Source organism: Kitasatospora sp. NPDC059088, from assembly GCF_042738155.1.
Classification (GTDB): Bacteria; Actinomycetota; Actinomycetes; order Streptomycetales; family Streptomycetaceae; genus Kitasatospora.
In genome coordinates this window covers 1-15,814 of sequence record NZ_JBHYGR010000180.1, presented here as the reverse complement: position 1 = coordinate 15,814, position 15,814 = coordinate 1, and the positions used below count along the sequence as shown (strand labels likewise).

At 73.2% G+C, this 15,814-nt stretch carries 14 protein-coding genes; 3 read left to right on the top strand and 11 right to left on the bottom strand.

Translation table 11 applies throughout. The features are described 5' to 3' along the window. Positions 1-198: 198 nt before the first annotated feature. Positions 199-1,503, bottom strand: coding sequence for a tyrosine--tRNA ligase (gene tyrS / locus ACFWXO_RS41540; RefSeq protein WP_375894013.1), 1,305 nt, complete (start codon positions 1,501-1,503; stop codon positions 199-201). A gap of 298 nt (positions 1,504-1,801) precedes the next feature. Here tyrS and ACFWXO_RS41535 point away from each other — a divergent pair, with 298 nt between their 5' ends. Further along, positions 1,802-2,332: an HNH endonuclease gene (locus tag ACFWXO_RS41535; RefSeq protein ID WP_375893871.1), complete on the top strand. Its 531-nt coding sequence runs from the start codon at positions 1,802-1,804 to the stop codon at positions 2,330-2,332. Between the two features lie 95 nt (positions 2,333-2,427). On the opposite strand, the gene ACFWXO_RS41530 is transcribed toward ACFWXO_RS41535, so the two are convergent. The 7 genes from ACFWXO_RS41530 to ACFWXO_RS41500 all read right to left on the bottom strand — a co-directional run bounded on the left by ACFWXO_RS41530 (position 2,428) and on the right by ACFWXO_RS41500 (position 8,587). Next, positions 2,428-4,389, bottom strand: a complete 1,962-nt coding sequence (locus ACFWXO_RS41530) for a PQQ-binding-like beta-propeller repeat protein (RefSeq protein WP_380531455.1) — start codon at positions 4,387-4,389, stop codon at positions 2,428-2,430. 165 nt (positions 4,390-4,554) lie between these two features. Continuing rightward, positions 4,555-4,860: a 4a-hydroxytetrahydrobiopterin dehydratase gene (locus tag ACFWXO_RS41525; protein WP_375893876.1), complete on the bottom strand. Its 306-nt coding sequence runs from the start codon at positions 4,858-4,860 to the stop codon at positions 4,555-4,557. A gap of 59 nt (positions 4,861-4,919) precedes the next feature. After that, entirely contained in the window at positions 4,920-5,099 is a 180-nt protein-coding gene (locus ACFWXO_RS41520) for a DUF1272 domain-containing protein (RefSeq protein ID WP_360241223.1), read from the bottom strand. Positions 5,100-5,172: 73 nt separating this feature from the next. Beyond that, positions 5,173-5,931 carry a sulfite exporter TauE/SafE family protein gene (locus ACFWXO_RS41515; protein WP_375893878.1) on the bottom strand — a complete coding sequence of 253 codons (759 nt, stop codon included), beginning with the start codon at positions 5,929-5,931 and terminating at the stop codon, positions 5,173-5,175. Positions 5,932-6,190: 259 nt separating this feature from the next. Then, positions 6,191-7,243 (bottom strand): SPFH domain-containing protein, encoded by a 1,053-nt coding sequence (locus ACFWXO_RS41510; RefSeq protein WP_350506797.1) that lies wholly within the window; start codon positions 7,241-7,243, stop codon positions 6,191-6,193. A gap of 10 nt (positions 7,244-7,253) precedes the next feature. Further along, complete coding sequence (locus tag ACFWXO_RS41505) at positions 7,254-7,676, bottom strand: NfeD family protein (RefSeq protein WP_375893882.1); 423 nt, start codon at positions 7,674-7,676, stop codon at positions 7,254-7,256. Between the two features lie 119 nt (positions 7,677-7,795). Next, positions 7,796-8,587 (bottom strand): ABC transporter ATP-binding protein, encoded by a 792-nt coding sequence (locus ACFWXO_RS41500; RefSeq protein WP_375893885.1) that lies wholly within the window; start codon positions 8,585-8,587, stop codon positions 7,796-7,798. A gap of 150 nt (positions 8,588-8,737) precedes the next feature. Here ACFWXO_RS41500 and ACFWXO_RS41495 point away from each other — a divergent pair, with 150 nt between their 5' ends. Next, positions 8,738-9,541 carry a hypothetical protein gene (locus ACFWXO_RS41495; RefSeq protein ID WP_380531449.1) on the top strand — a complete coding sequence of 268 codons (804 nt, stop codon included), beginning with the start codon at positions 8,738-8,740 and terminating at the stop codon, positions 9,539-9,541. Positions 9,542-9,595: 54 nt separating this feature from the next. On the opposite strand, the gene ACFWXO_RS41490 is transcribed toward ACFWXO_RS41495, so the two are convergent. From ACFWXO_RS41490 to ACFWXO_RS41480, 3 genes are all read right to left on the bottom strand, one after another. Then, complete coding sequence (locus ACFWXO_RS41490; protein WP_360241205.1) at positions 9,596-10,249, bottom strand: response regulator transcription factor; 654 nt, start codon at positions 10,247-10,249, stop codon at positions 9,596-9,598. Beyond that, positions 10,242-11,438, bottom strand: a complete 1,197-nt coding sequence (locus tag ACFWXO_RS41485; protein ID WP_375893892.1) for a GAF domain-containing sensor histidine kinase — start codon at positions 11,436-11,438, stop codon at positions 10,242-10,244. The genes ACFWXO_RS41490 and ACFWXO_RS41485 overlap by 8 nt, the downstream gene beginning before the upstream one ends. 170 nt (positions 11,439-11,608) lie before the next feature. Beyond that, positions 11,609-14,215 carry an FHA domain-containing protein gene (locus ACFWXO_RS41480; RefSeq protein ID WP_375893894.1) on the bottom strand — a complete coding sequence of 869 codons (2,607 nt, stop codon included), beginning with the start codon at positions 14,213-14,215 and terminating at the stop codon, positions 11,609-11,611. Positions 14,216-14,450: 235 nt separating this feature from the next. Here ACFWXO_RS41480 and serB point away from each other — a divergent pair, with 235 nt between their 5' ends. Then, complete coding sequence (gene serB, locus ACFWXO_RS41475) at positions 14,451-15,701, top strand: phosphoserine phosphatase SerB (protein WP_375893896.1); 1,251 nt, start codon at positions 14,451-14,453, stop codon at positions 15,699-15,701. The last annotated feature ends 113 nt before the right edge of the window (positions 15,702-15,814 follow it).

Genomic DNA, 15,814 nt, shown 5'->3' with positions numbered 1-15,814 from the left:
GGCCTGAAGGATGCTCATGTCTTGTCCTAAGAAAACTAGGGCGGGGGGCCCCCGGGGCCCCGCCCGGGGGGGACGCCACCGCGGGGGGCCGGGCGCCACACCCGCGGGGGGGGTCCGCGGGGGCCCCCCCCCCCTCGATCATCGAAGCCGCAGTTCAGCGGCGTCGGTTTTCAGTCACTCGGTCCTTCGGCGGCTCGGTCACTCCACCGAGTCGGCCGGCTCGGCCGCCACCGCCGACGACGCCGGCACCAGCTCCGCCGCCGCCAGGTTCCGCTTGCCGCGCCGCAGCACGAGCCAGCGCCCGTGCAGCAGGTCGGCCTCGGTCGGCACCGCCTCCTCGTCCGTCACCTTGACGTTGTTGAGGTAGGCGCCGCCCTCCTTGACCGTCCGACGGGCGGCCGAACGGCTCGGCGCCAGGCCGACGGCGACCAGCAGGTCGACGATCGGCTGGAGCTCGGCGGTTTCGGCCTTCGGGACCTCGGCGAGGGCCGCGGCCAGGGTCGGCGCCTCCAGGTCGGCCAGGTCGCCCTGCCCGAACAGTGCCTTGGACGCGGCGACCGCGCGCTCGTACTGCTCGGCGCCGTGCACCAGCGTGGTGAGCTCTTCGGCCAGGGCGCGCTGGGCGAGGCGGGCGGCGGGGCGCTCGGCGGTCTCGCGCTCCAGCTCCTCGACCTCCTCCTTCGAGCGGAAGCTGAAGATCCGCAGGAAGTTGGAGACGTCCCGGTCGTCCGCGTTCAGCCAGAACTGGTAGAAGGCGTACGGGGTGGTCAGCTCGGGGTCGAGCCAGACCGTGCCGGACTCGGTCTTGCCGAACTTGGTGCCGTCGGCCTTGACGATCAGCGGCGTGGCCAGCGCGTGCACGGACTTGGCGTCGGCCTTGCGGATCAGGTCGGTGCCGGCCGTGAGGTTGCCCCACTGGTCGCTGCCGCCGGTCTGCAGGGTGCAGCCGTAGCGGCGGTTCAGCTCCAGGTAGTCCATGCCCTGGAGGATCTGGTAGCTGAACTCGGTGTAGCTGATGCCCGCGTCGGAGTTGAGGCGTCGGGCGACGGCCTCCTTGGCGATCATGTTGTTGACGCGGAAGTACTTGCCGACGTCGCGCAGCAGGCTGATCGCCGACATCCCGGAGGTCCAGTCCAGGTTGTTGACCATGCGCGCCGCGTACGGGCCCTCGAAGTCGAGGAAGCGCGAGATCTGGCCGCGCAGGCGCTCGACCCAGGCGGCCACCGTCTCGGGGTCGTTGAGCACGCGCTCGGCGGTGGGCTTCGGGTCGCCGATCAGGCCGGTGGCGCCACCGACCAGGCCGAGCGGGAGGTTCCCCGCCTGCTGGATGCGGCGCATGGTGAGGATCTGCACCAGGTTGCCGAGGTGCAGGCTGGGGGCCGTCGGGTCGAAGCCGCAATAGAACGTGACCGGGCCGTCCGCGAACGCCTTGCGCAGTGCGTCCTCGTCGGTGGACAGGGCGATCAGCCCACGCCACTGCAGCTCGTCGACGATGTCCGTCACGGTCACGCTTCTCCTTCGATCGGGCGTCCGCCCGTTGTCGGCCCGGTTCGGTTCGGTCGGGCCCCGGGTCGGTACGACTCCAGCCTGATAGAGCCTACGCGGTTCCGGCCAGCGAGTTTTCCCCGAGGCACCGGGTCCGTCGGGCGGTGTCCCTCCCCCGGGTTCCTCCCCGATACCGGAAATTCCGTTGTTAGTCGGCTGTGGGCCCATTCAGAGTGGTTTCACCGCCGCGCGGCGGCAGTGACGTGTGTGGAGACGGTCGTGCCGCCGTGGCACGCCCGTGGGAAGGGTGTGCCGAGTGCGCAACACGCTGGTTCTGAACGCGAGCTACGAGCCCCTGACGACGGTGTCGCTCCAGCGCGCCGTCGTCCTGGTGCTCCAGGACAAGGCGGTGGTGGAGCAGGCGCATCCGTTGCGCTCGATCCGGGGTACCGGTGTAGCCGTTCCGGTGCCCCGGGTGATCAGACTGCAGAGGTACGTGAGGGTGCCGTTCCGACAACAGGCCCCGTGGTCGCGGCGGGGTGTCCTGGCCAGGGACCAACACCTGTGCGCGTACTGCGGGCACCGGGCCACCACGGTGGACCACCTGCACCCCAAGTCACGCGGTGGCGAGGACAGTTGGCTGAACACCGTGGCCGCGTGCGCCGAGGACAACCAGCGCAAGGCCGACCGGACACCCGAGCAGGCCGGGATGAAACTGCTCCGGCGCCCGTTCGTCCCGACGCCCCAGGCCACTCTGATGCTGGCGCTCGGTCTGCGCGGGTCGGAGGCCCGGGAGCTCGCCGACTGGCTGCCGGCCGTACCGGGGCAGCCCGTCACTGCGGCCTAGCCACGGCCCGGGGAGAGCCCTGGAAGAGCCCCGGGAGAGCCCAGGGGACATCCCGGCGACGGGCCCGGCCACCCACGCGGCCGGGCCCCGCGGGCTCAGCCCTTCGCCTGGAAGCCCGCGGCCGTGCCGTAGTTGGCCGCGTGCTCGGGCACCACGACCACCTGCCCGCCACCGATCAGCACCCGCCCGGAGAGCAGCAGCGAGCCGGTGCCGGACGGGAAGTTGCCGCCGACCGCCTCCTGGCCGCCCGCCAGCGGGAAGCGGCCGAGGCGGGCGGGCTGGTCGCGGCGCTCGTCGGCGGCCAGCACCAGCGAGCCGCCGTCGATGCCGACGGCCCGGGCGGTGCCCTTGGCGGCGGTCGGCGCCTTCCAGCGCTGCTTGCCGGTGTCCAGGTCGTAGCCGACCGCGGACACCGGCCCGCCCGGGTTCGCCGGGGTCATCGCGGCCACCATCGTGCGGCCCTCGAAGAAGACCTCGGGGGTGGCCGAAAACGTTCCGTGGGTGAGGACCAGCCGGCCGCCGTCGGTGACCACCGGGATCTCGGCGGCCGGGTCTCCGGCCGGCCCCCAGGCGAACACCCGGTCGTCCTCGGGCTTCGCTCCGGTGGTGAGCACCACGGCGGGTTCGGCGGAGAGCACGGTGACGGTCTTCGGCTGGTTGTTCAGGCCCCGCCACCAGCCGACCTTGCCGTCCGCCGCGTTCAGCGAGACGGCCTGGTCGGCGGGTGTGGAGTCGGCGCAGGTCGAGGCGACCAGCACGGTCTTCCCGGTGACGCCGCCGGAGAGGGTGCAGAACTTGCCCTGGCCGGTGTACTGCCAGACGTCCTTCCCGTCGGCCGACGCCCAGGCCACCGCCCGGTCGTCGCCGACCGCGATCACCATGTCCTCGGTGACACCGATCCGCGCCGAGTAGGCGCCCTTGGCGTCCGAGACGGTCTTGGTCCAGACGGTCCTGCCGGTCTTGGTGTCCACGGCGGCGACCAGCGTGCAGGGGCTCTTCGGGTCGGCCTGCGGCCGGAACAGGACGACGCCCAGCCCGGTCTGGTTCACGCCCGCCGACAGTCCGCACGGGACGGCCCCGGCCGCCGGGGGCTCGACCGACCAGGTCGGCTTGCCCGCCGTCCGGTCGTAGGCGTGCACGCCGGAACCGTCGGCGCGGACCACCGCGTCGGCCAGCAGCCAGCTGCCGACCAGCGTGTCGTCACCCGCGGGCTGCGCGGCGACGGGCTGCGCGGACCAGGCCTTGGTGTGCGCCACCGCGAACCCGGGCTCGCCTCCGCTGCTCGCCGCCGCACTCCCGCCGCCCTCGGCACCGACCGTCAGCGCGGCGGTTATCAGCACCCCGAGCGCCGCCACCCCGGCACCGGTCCGCACCAGCAGGGCCCGTCGACTGGGCACGTGCTCCCCGGTCAGGACGGCCGACCGGACCTTGCCCACCAGCGAGGAAGCACCGGCGGAAGCGGAAGACGAAGACGACGCGGAAGCGCTGCCACCACGCCGGCCCGCCCGCGAGCGCCCGGCCGATGCGGCGGGCTCGGCGGGCTCAGCCGGCTCGGCAGGCACGGCACCGTGGTCACCGGTCTCCCCCACGGAGGTCGCCGGCTCCGCCGGGGACTCCTCCAGCCGCACGTACCCGTCGGCCGAGTACTCCGCCCCCGCCGGGACGTACAGTCCGTCCGCCACCGGTCGCTCCTGCGGCTCGACGGCGTACGGCTGCTGCCCGTGGTCCGGGAACTCCGGGTACTCCGAGTACTCCGGGTACCCGGAGTGCGGCTGCTGGTACGGCTGGTGCGGCTGCTCCTGGGCGTACCCGCCCTCGACGTGGCCGGTCTGCCCGTAGCCGCCCTGCTGGTCGTAGGCCGGCTGCCAGTGACCGCCCGGCTGCTCGTGGTGCGGCGCCTGGGGCCACTGCCCGTGCGATTCCGACGGCGACTGCGACGACTGCTGCTGCCACTGCGCCTGCTGCTGGTCGTGGTACCCCGGCCAGCCCTGCTGCGGGCCCTGGGGGTACCACGGCTGCTGCTGGGCGTGGGGGTCTCCGAAGGGCTCCTGCGCCACCGTTCCGTCCCTCCCTGCCCCCACTGCCTGCCGATTGCGGCAGTCAGCATCTCACGCCCGCCCCGACCGACCGCCCGGCCCCTGGGCGCGGGGCCACAGCGGGCCACAGCGGGCCGGAACGGGCCGGCGCGGGCATGCGCGGGCCGGACCAGGACAGAGCGACCCTCAGGCCGCGGACTCCGCGCGCAAGGCCTCGTCGATCCGGGCGGCGAGGGTGAAGTCCAGGCCGGTGAGACCGCCGGCGCTGTGCGTGGACAGCACGAAGCGCAGGGTGCGCCAGCGGATGTCGACGTCGGGGTGGTGGTCGAGCGCCTCGGCCTGTTCGGCGACGGCGACGACCACCCGGATCGCGGCCGGGAAGTCGGGGGCGTCGGCGCTGCGGACGATGCTGTCGCCGTCCCGGCGCCACAGCGGCACCGCCGCCAGGGCCGCCACGGTCTCGTCCTCGCTCAGTCGGGCCCTGCTGCTCATCGGTGCGCTCCGGGGGTCGTCGGTCGGACCGGCGGGGTGCCGGTCGGGCGGGGTGCCGGTCAGGCGGCCTTCCGACGCGGACGGACCACCAGTTCGCCGCCGCAGTTGGGGCAGTTGGCGGCCATGGCCTCGGTGCAGTCGGCGCAGAAGGTGCACTCGAAGGAACATATCGAGGCGGGGCCGTCGGCGGTCAGCGACACCTCACAGCGCTCGCAGATCTCGCGCATCTCCAGGGCCATGGCACACTCTCCGGTTCACGGACGACGGTTCGGTCGGTCGTACGATCCCACAGCCGTCCGAAGCCCGGTCAACTCAGCTCAGCAGCAGCTTGGTGACGGCCGCGAGCCCGACCACCACGATGACCCCGCGCAGCGCGGCCGGCGGGAGGCGACGGCCGACCTTGGCGCCGATCAGGCCGCCGACCAGCGAGCCCGCCGCGATCAGCCCGGCGGCCGTCCAGTTCACCGTCGAGGTGAACAGGAAGAACAGGGCGGCGACCCCGTTGACGATCAGCGCCAGCGCGTTCTTCACCGCGTTGATCCGCTGCAACTCCTCCTGGAGCAGCATGCCCATCAGCGCCATCAGCAGGACGCCCTGGGCGGCGCCGAAGTAGCCGCCGTAGATGCCGGTGAGGAACACCCCGGCCAGCAGCACCGGGCCGCCGTCCGGATCGCCGTCGGCGCGCCGCCGGGCCGCGACGGCCTTGGCCACCCGGGGCTGGACCACCACCAGGACGAGGGCGAGCAGGATCAGCACCGGGACGATCGCGTCGAAGGCGCCGCTGGGCAGTCTGGTCAGCAGCAGCGCACCGAGCAGCCCGCCGAGCAGCGAGGCGGTGCCCATCCGGCGCAGCCGGCGGCCCTGGCCGGCCAGTTCGCGGCGGTAGCCGAACACGCCGCTGAGCGAACCGGGCACCAGGCCGAAGGAGTTGGAGATGTTGGCGGTCACCGGCGGGATGCCGACCGCGAGCAGGACCGGGAAGGTGATCAGGGTGCCGGAGCCGACGATCACGTTGATCATCCCGGCACCGACGCCGGCCACCAGGACGGCGATCGCCTCCCAGAGCGTCATGGGTCACCCCTCCTCGTGGTCCTGTCCGAGGGGATCATGCCGGACGGCGCACCGGCCCGACCAGGCCCGACCACCATTCGGGACGTACGCCACACCGCCGGGGCAGCACGCGGGACGCGGCCCGGACGCCACGCGGGACGCCACCCGGGCGCCGACCGGGGAAACAGCGGGGCCCGCCACCAGCAGGCAGCGGGCCCCGACCGGAGGACCGGTCCGACCACTCCGGGTCGGTCACTCCGGTCCGATCACTCCGGTTCGATCACTCCGGGTCGATCTTGCGGTACTCCCGCGCCGGGTCCACCCGGGGGCGGGCGGCGCCCTTCTCGACGTCCACCGGCCGCGGCCCGGCCGCCGGGTCCAGCGGCACCTGGGTCGCCGCCGGGGGCGCCTGGGGGACGCTCGGCGCGGCCACCGCGCCGCCGTTCATCCCGCCGCCGTTGCCGGTCAGGCCGCCGAAGGCCCCGCCGAGGCCCTTGAGCGCGTCGCCGACCTCGCTGGGGATGATCCAGAGCTTGTTGGAGTCGCCCTTGGCCAGTTCGGGCAGGGTCTGCAGGTACTGGTAGGCGAGCAGCTTCTGGTCGGCGTCGCCGTCGTGGATGGCCTCGAAGACCGTCCGGATCGCGGCCGCCTCACCGTCAGCGCGCAGCACCGCGGCCTGCGCCTCACCCTCGGCCCGGAGCACGTCCGCCTGCTTCTCACCCTCGGCCTTGAGGATCTGCGCCTGGCGCTGGCCCTCGGCGGTGAGGATCGCGGCGCGCTTGTCACGGTCGGCGCGCATCTGCTTCTCCATCGAGTCCTGGATGGAGGTCGGCGGCTCGATCGCCTTGAGCTCGACGCGGTTGACCCGGATGCCCCACTTGCCGGTGGCCTCGTCCAGCACCCCGCGCAGACCGGCGTTGATGACCTCGCGCGAGGTCAGGGTGGACTCCAGGTCCATCGAGCCGATGATGTTGCGCAGCGTGGTGACGGTCAGCTGCTCGATGGCCTGGATGTAGCTGGCGACCTCGTAGGTGGCGGCCCGGGGGTCGGTGACCTGGTAGTAGATGACGGTGTCGATGTTGACGACCAGGTTGTCCTGGGTGATCACCGGCTGGGGCGGGAACGGGACGACCTGCTCGCGCAGGTCGATCCGGTTGCGGACCCGGTCGATGAACGGCACGACGATGTTCAGCCCCGCGTTGAGCGTCCGGGTGTAGCGGCCGAAGCGCTCCACGATCGCGGCGCTGGCCTGCGGGATGACCTGGATCGTCTTGATCAGCGCGATGAAGGCCACCACGACCAGGACGACCAAAACGATAAGGACGGGTTCCACGGACTCTCCCCTAGACGACCAGGGCGGTCGCGCCCTGGATTTCGACGACGTCGACCTGCTGCCCGGGCTGGTAGACCTGGTCCGGGTGGAGCGCGCGGGCCGACCAGATCTCACCGTTGAGCTTGATCCGACCGCCCTCCCCGTCGACGGTTTCCGCGACGACCGCGGTGGCGCCGTGCAGCGCCTCGATGCCCATCTTGACCTGCGGGCCCTTCTGGAGCTGCCGGTAGGCGATCGGCCGGACGAAGGCCACCAGTGCGACCGAGACCACCAGGAAGGTCACGGCCTGGAGGACCACCCCCGCGCCCAGACCGGCCGCGCCGGAGGCCACGAGCGCGCCGATCGCGAACATGGCGAACTCCGGCATCGCGGTGAGCACCAGCGGTATGCCGAGCGCTGCGGCGGCCAGGAGCCACCAGGTCCAACTGTCCACACGACCATCCTAGGGAGCGAAGGGCCTTCGAGGCGGACAGTTCCCGCAGGTCGAGGGGCGGAAACCGGTCGCACGTGCGACCGGTTCCGACAGCCTCGGCGAAGCGGACGGACCCGGGGTCAGCCCAGCGGCAGTCCCTGCGCCGACCAGCGGTCGCCGTGGCGCTCCAGGGTGAGCGGCAGGCCGAAGCACTTGGAGAGGTTGCGGGCGGTCAGCTCGGTGTCGATCGGGCCGGCCGTGAGCACCCTGCCCTGGCGGATCATCAGCACGTGGGTGAAGCCGGGGGCGATCTCCTCGACGTGGTGGGTGACCATCGCCATGGCCGGCGCGAACTCGTCCTGGGCCAGCGCGCCGAGCCGGCGGACCAGGTCCTCCCGGCCGCCGAGGTCCAGGCCGGCCGCCGGCTCGTCGAGCAGCAGCAGCTCGGGGTCGGTCATCAGGGCGCGGGCGATCAGGGTGCGCTTGCGCTCGCCCTCGGAGAGGGTGCCGAACTTGCGGCCGGTCAGGCCGGCCATGCCCATCCGGTCGAGCAGGGCGAGGGCGCGGCCCTCGTCGGACTGCTCGTAGGACTCCTGCCAGCTGACCGTCATGCCGTACGCCGCGGTGAGCACGGTCTGCAGCACGGTCTGCTCGGCCGGCAGCTTGTCGAACATCGAGGCGCCGGCCAGGCCGATCCGGGAGCGCAGCTCGAAGACGTCGATCTCGCCCAGCTTCTCGCCCAGCACCGAGACCTTGCCCGAGGTCGGGAAGAGGTACGAGGAGGCGATCTGCAGCAGGGTGGTCTTGCCGGCGCCGTTCGGGCCCAGGATGACCCAGCGCTCACCCTCGGAGATGGACCACGAGACCTGGTCGACCAGCGCGCGCCCCTCCCGGACCACGGATACGTCCACCAGCTCCAGCACGTCGCTCATGCCCACGCCTTCCCCAAATACCAAAAATGTCGGCCGTCGGTGCGGGCGGCGGACCGACCCCGGCAGCCGGTGGGCACGGGATGGGTGCGCCGCACGCGCATGGGCAAACCTACGCCACGCGGATGACCGCCGATTCCGTAGGCTGGCCGGATGCTCGTGACTCCTGCCGACAATCCGTACGAAGAGCCCCGTTCGGGGCGGCTGACCGCCTGGGGCAACGCTCTGCTGAGCGGCCTGGTGGCGCCGGACGACGCCGCCGAGGCCGTGCTCGGCGCCGACGAGGGCCACCGGGTGACCGGGCTGCCCGGGGACGCCCCGGGCGAGCAGCACGCGCTGACCTGGGCGTTGGGGCGGCTGCGGGTGCTGGGCGTGAAGGGCCTGCGGCTGGCGCTGCCCTCGGCCGGGCACCCGCTGGGCCTGACCGGCCCGGCGGTGTTCAACGAGCGGGCCATGGCGGCCGGCGAGGCCGTGCTCGCGGTCGGCGCACCGCTGGGACTGGTGCCGGAGATCACGGTGTTCGGTCCGGCGGGCGACCGCTCGGCCACCGTGCTGTGGCGCTGCGCCGAGGTCGGCGACGCCCCGCCGGCGGACGTGCCCTCGCTGCACGAGGCCGAGCGCGAGCTGGCGGAGGGGCTGCGCGAGGCGACCGTCCTGCTGGCCGGGCTGGACGTGGCGGGCGCGGGCCCGGAGGCGCTGCGCGCCCTGGAGGCGTACCGCCGGCGCGGCCACGCCGAGCTGCTGGCCCCCGGCTACCCGCCGCGCGCCGTCCGGGTGCTGGAGTCGGCCCGCCAGGTGTCCGCCCTGCTGGCGATCGCCGCGGGCGGCCACGGCGCCGCCGTGAGCGCCTCCGAGATGGCCGCCCGGCAGTCGGTGCTGGCCCCGCTGCGGCGCACCGCCCGGCGGGCACAGGTCGCCGCCTACAACGCCCTGGTGGACGAGCGCGAGGACCACTGACGGTCGCGGGAACGGCGGGGAGGGAACCGCCGGGAGGGAACCGGGCGAGGGGCCTCAGGCCCGGGCCTCGCCGTTGCGGACGGCCCACAGCGCGGCCTGGGTGCGGTCGGCGAGGTCCAGCTTCATCAGGATGTTGGAGACGTGGGTCTTCACCGTCTTCTCCGACAGGTGCAGGCTGCGGGCGATCTCCCGGTTGGAGCGGCCGTCGGCGATGTGGCCGAGCACCTCGCGCTCGCGCTCGGTGAGGGTGCCGCCGCGGCCCTGCGGGGCGCGCGGGCCGTCGTCGGCGAGCAGCGCCTCGGCCAGTTCGGGCTGGAGCAGCACGTGCCCGGCGTGCACCGAGCGGATCGCCCCGGCCAGCGCCTCCGGGTCCACGTCCTTGTAGACGTACCCGGCGGCGCCGGCCCGCAGCGCGGGGACCATGGTGCGGTGCTCGGTGAAGCTGGTGACGATCAGGATCCGGGCCCGGCTGCCGCCGTCCTTGAGGGTGCGCAGCGCCTCGATGCCGTCGACGCCGGGCATCTTGAGGTCCATCAGGACGACGTCCGGGTCGAGTTCGCGGGCGCGCTCGACGCCCTCGGCCCCGTCGGCGGCCTCCCCGACCACCTCGATGTCGTCCTGGACCTCCAGGAAGGTGCGCAGCCCGCGGCGGACCACCTGGTGGTCGTCGACCAGCAGGACGCGGATCGACGGCGTGCTCTCAGGCACCGGGGACCTCCATCTCGACGAGCGTCCCCTTGCCGGGGGCGGACTCCAGGGTGAGCGTGCCGCCGACGGCGGCCGCGCGGTCGCGCATCGAGGCCAGGCCGAGGTGGCGGCCGGCCCGCCGGACGGACTCGGGGTCGAAGCCCCGGCCGTCGTCGCGCACCCGCAGCACGGCGCCGCGGGCGGGGGTGCCGGCCAGGGTGACGGTGACCCGGCCGGCGCCGGAGTGGCGCAGCGCGTTGTGCAGCGCCTCCTGGGCGACCCGCAGCAGCGCGGCCTCCTGGGCGGGCGGCAGGGCGCGGACGCCGTCGGCGGCGAAGGCGAGGTCGGCGGTGTGGGCGCGGTCGAGGACCTGCACCTGGGAGGCGAGGGTGGCGCTCAGCCCGTCCTCCTCCAGGGCGGCGGGGCGAAGTTCGACCACCACGGCACGCAGTTCGTCGGCGGCCTCGGCGGCGAGCCGGGCGACCTCCTCCAGCTCGGCGCGGGCCCGGGCCGGGTCGCGGTCGACGAGCTTGGCGGCGGCCTTGGCGGTCAGCCGCAGCGAGAACAGCTTCTGCGAGACGGCGTCGTGCAGGTCGTGGGCGATCCGGGCGCGCTCGCCGGCCAGGGTGAGTTCGCGGCTGCGTTCGTACAGCCGGGCGTTGGTGAGGGCGAGGGCGGCGTGGGCGGCGAGGATCCGCAGCAGTTCCTCGTCGTGGTCGGTGAACAGGCCGCCGCCGCGCTTGTTGGCGAGGAAGATGACGCCGGTCACCCGGGGTTCGTCCTCGCCGGCCTCGGTGTCGAGGATCGGCATGCCGAGGAAGGCGTCCATCTCGGGGTGGGCGGCGGGCCAGCCCTCGAAGGCCGGGGCCTTGCGGACGTCGGTGAGGCGGGTGGGGCCGGTCTCGTGCAGCAGTTCGGCGAGCACGCCGTGCTGGCGGGGCAGCGGGCCGATGGCCCGCCACTGCTCGTCGGTGATGCCGTCGACCACGAACTGGGCGAAGCCGCCGTGGTCGTCGGGCACGCCGAGGGCCGCGTACTCGGCGCCGAGCAGGTCGCGGGCGGAGGCGGTGATGCGGCGCAGCACCTCGCGGACCTCCAGGTGCCGGCTCATCGCGAGCAGGGCCTGGCTGACGGCCTCGATGCCGGCCAGCGGGTCGCAGGCGGAGCGCGGGTCGAGGGGGGTCCGGTGGTCACCGGTCGGGCTGGGCATACCGCCAAACTACCGCCGGCGCGGGGGCGTCCGCGTCCGTCCCCGGCCGCTCCGGGCGCGGGTCCGGGGACCTAGGCCGATGGGCCCACCCGGCGGGCGGGCGGGTGGCCGGCAACGCCGAAGGGCGCTCCCCCGGAACCGGGTGGAGCGCCCTTCGGCGGCTGCGGACGTCAGCCCTTCTGCATGACCTCGGGCTCGTGCCGGCGCTGCAGCCGGGTCACGATCACGCCGATCACGACCGAGATGACGATCAGCACGCCCGCGTCGATCGACCACTGGGCGACGCTGTGGGACCACAGCGGGTCGTAGTTGGGGTTCTGGAAGTCCTTGTTCCAGGGGCCCATGAGGTGCGACAGGTCGAGCGTGGTGGACACCATGCCGGTGCCCCAGCGGGCCGGCATCAGCCAGGCGACCTGCTCCAGGCCGGGCTTGCCGAAGATCTGGAAGAGGCAGCCGGTGAACACGACCTGGACGATGGCGAACATGACCAGCAGCGGCATGGTCTTCTCGGCGGTCTTCACCAGCGCGGAGATCATCAGGCCGAACATCATCGCGGCGAAGCTGAGCAGGATCATGCCGATGGTCATCTCGATCATCGGGATGTTCTTGACGATCAGGCCGTGCTCGGGGAGCTTGCGCGGCAGGAAGCCGACGGCGGAGATGATCGCGCCCTGGATGACCGAGAAGACGCCCAGCACGATGATCTTGGACATCATGTACGCCGACCGGGACAGGCCGGTGGCCCGTTCCCGTTCGTAGATCGCCCGTTCCTTGATCAGCTCGCGGACCGAGTTGGCCGCCCCGGAGAAGCAGGCGCCGATCGCCAGGATCAGCAGGATCGTCGCGGCCCCGTTGTTGAGGTGCAGCTGGGTCTTCGGGTTGGGGGCGAGCCCCGGTTCGTTGGGGATCAGCACGCTGACCGCGCCGATCACCGCGGGCAGCAGCACCGACAGCGCCAGGAAGCCGCGGTCCGAGGCGAGCACCGACATGTAGCGGCGCATCAGCGTCCACAGCTGCGAGCCCCAGCTCTGCGGCTTGGGCGGGCGGACGGCCTCCTGGGCGACCTGGACGTGCTGCACCTCGCCCGCCTCGACGGTCGGGGCGGAGTACTGCTGGTAGTGCACCGAACCGCGGTAGCGGCCGGCCCAGTCGTGGTCGGGGTAGTTCTCGAAGGCCTGGAAGACGTCCGCCCAGGTCTCGTACCCGAAGAAGTGCAGCGCCTCGTCCGGCGGGCCGAAGTAGGCCACCGCGCCGCCCGGCGCCATCACCAGCAGCCGGTCGCAGAGGGCGAGTTCGGCCACCGAGTGGGTGACGACCAGGATGGTGCGGCCGTCGTCGGCCAGGCCGCGCAGCATCTGCATGACCTCGCGGTCCATGCCCGGGTCGAGGCCCGAGGTGGGCTCGTCCAGGAAGATCAGCGAGGGCTTGGTGAGCAGTTCGAGGGCGACCGAGACGCGCTTCTGCTGGCCGCCGGAGAGTGCGGTGATCTTGTTGTCGGCGCGCTTGTCCAGGCGCAGCTCGTACAGCACCTCGTCGATCCGGGCGTTGCGCTCGCTCGCCTCGGTGTCGCCGGGGAAGCGCAGCTGGGCCGCGTACTTGAGGCCCTTCCGGACGGTCAGCTCGCGGTGCAGGATCTCCGACTGCGGCACCAGGCCGATCCGGGAGCGGAGTTCGGCGAACTGCTTGTAGAGGTTGCGGCCGTCGTACAGCACCTCGCCGCGGTCGGCCGGGCGGTAGCCGGTGAGGGCGCGCAGCAGGGTCGACTTGCCGGAGCCGGACGGGCCGATGACGGCCACCAGGGACTTCTCCGGGACGCCGAAGCTGACGTCGTCGAGCAGGACCTTCTTGCCGCCCTTGTGGTCGACCTCGACGGTCAGGTGGCGGGCGGAGAAGGAGACCGCGCCGGTGTCGACGAACTCCTGCAGCTGGTCGCCGACCAGCTGGAAGCCGGAGTGGCCGACGGTCAGCCGGTCCTGCGGGCCCATCAGCTGGCGCTGCACCCGCTGGCCGTTGAGGAAGATGCCGTTGTGGCTGCCGAGGTCGACGATCTCGTAGCGGCCGTCCGGCAGTTGGCGCAGCTCGGCGTGGTGCCGGGAGACCTGGAGGTCGGACACCACGACGTCGTTGTCCAGCGCGCGGCCGATCCGGACGGTGCGCATCCCGGCCGTCAGGTTGCGGATCACCGTCGGCTGCGGGCCGCCGCCGCCGTGCTCCGGCGGGGCCGGGAAGCCCTGCTGCCCGGGGAAGCCGCCGTGCTGCGCCGCCCGCTGGTCCTGCGGCGGGTACGGCTGGGCGGCCTGCTGCTGCGGCACGTACTGCTGCGCGGGCTGCTGCTGCGGCCAGGCCTGCTGCGCCTGCGGCTGCTGCTGGTACGGGTCCTGACCCGCCCAGGCCTGCTGCGGGGCGGGCTGCTGGGGCGTCGGGGCGGGGCTGCGGCTGGTGACGGCCTCGTGCACCGGGGTGGGCTGCGGGGCGGCGGCGTGGGCGGGTGCGGAGAAGGCGAGTCGGGGGCCGTTCTCCGGGTTGCCCAGGTTCACCACGGCACCGGGGAACAGCTGGGCCTGCATGGTGCGGGCGCCGGCCACGTAGGTGCCGTTGGTGCTGCCGTGGTCGTCCAGCTGCCAACCGCTGCCGTTGAAGCCGATGGTCCCGTGCTGCCAGGAGACCCTGGCGTCGTCGAACGTGAAGTCCGACTGCGGGTTGCGCCCGATGGTGTAGGACCGCCCGGGCTCAAGAGTCCGCTGCTGTCCGTTGATATCAATGACGAGTTGCGGCACTGCTTGCCTGCCCCGCTCTCTCGGTTCCCCCGATTTGGCCCCCGACCGGGGGTGCACTGTTCCTCTGACTGACGGGGGGAATCATTCCAGCCCGCCGTCCGCGGGTGAAAGTCACCCCGGGTGACTGTGACCAGGCTGCTACCCGGGGCTGCCGGTCGGGCCGCGGGCACGGGTGTCCCGCGAGGTGGGACAGGTGCCCCCGGCGGGGCGGCCGACCGGTAGCGTGGGAGCCACCATGAACGCATCGCCCCTGGCCGCTGAGCCCCTCCCCGCCGCCCAGCCCCGGACCGCGGACGAGCGCACCCTGCTCGTCAAGGTGTTCGGCAAGGACCGCCCCGGCATCACCGCCGGCCTCTTCGCCACCCTGGCCGGCTTCGGCGTCGACGTCATCGACATCGAGCAGGTCGTCACCCGTGGTCGCATCACGCTCTGCGCCCTGGTCACCCCGCCCCGCTCGCCCGACGCGGAGGGCGGCCTGCGGGCCACCGTGCACCGCTGGGCGGAGGAGCAGAAGCTCCAGGCCGAGATCCTCTCCGGCATCGGCGACAACCGCCCGCGCCGTGAGGGCCGTTCGCACGTGACGGTGCTCGGCCACCCGCTGACCGCGGCCGCCGTCTCCGCGCTGACCTCCCGGATCACCGTGGCGGGCGGCAACATCGACCGCGTCTTCCGCCTCGCCAAGTACCCGGTGACGGCGGTCGAACTGGCCGTCTCCGGTGTGGCCACCGAGGAGCTGCGGGCCGAACTGGCCCAGGAGGCGGCCGCCCAGCGGGTGGACGTCGCGGTGGTGGCCGCCGGGCTGGAGCGCCGGGCCAAGCGCCTGGTGGTGATGGACGTGGACTCCACGCTCATCCAGGACGAGGTGATCGAGCTGTTCGCCGCCCACGCGGGCTGCGAGGAGGAGGTCGCCGAGGTGACGGCGGCGGCGATGCGCGGCGAACTGGACTTCGCCGAGTCGCTGCGGGCCCGGGTCGCCCTGCTGGCCGGACTGGACGCCTCGGTGACCGAGAAGGTGCGCGCGGAGGTCCGGTTCACGCCGGGGGCGCGCACCCTGATCCGTACGCTCCAGCGGCTGGGCTTCCAGGTCGCGGTGGTGTCCGGCGGGTTCACCCAGGTCACCGACCACCTGGTGGAGCAGTTGGGGCTGGACTTCGCGGCGGCCAACACCCTGGAGGTGGTGGACGGCAGGTTCACCGGCCGGGTGGTCGGCGAGATCGTGGACCGCGCGGGCAAGGCCCGCTGGCTGGCCCGGTTCGCCGAGCAGGCGAAGGTGCCGCTGTCGCAGACGGTGGCGATCGGCGACGGCGCCAACGACCTGGACATGCTGAACGCGGCCGGGCTCGGGGTGGCCTTCAACGCCAAGCCCGTGGTGCGCGAGGCCGCCGACACCGCGGTGAACGTGCCCTTCCTGGACACCGTGCTGTACCTGCTCGGGATCACCCGCGAGGAGGTCGAGGCGGCCGACGGCGGGCTCTCGGTCGACTGAGGCGTGCCGACGGCCGAGGGGGGGGGGCGGGGCGACTTCCGGGGGGCGCCCGGGGCGGGGGGGCGGCCGGGGCGGGGCCGCGCGGGCGCGGGGGGGGGTGGGTGTCGGGGGCG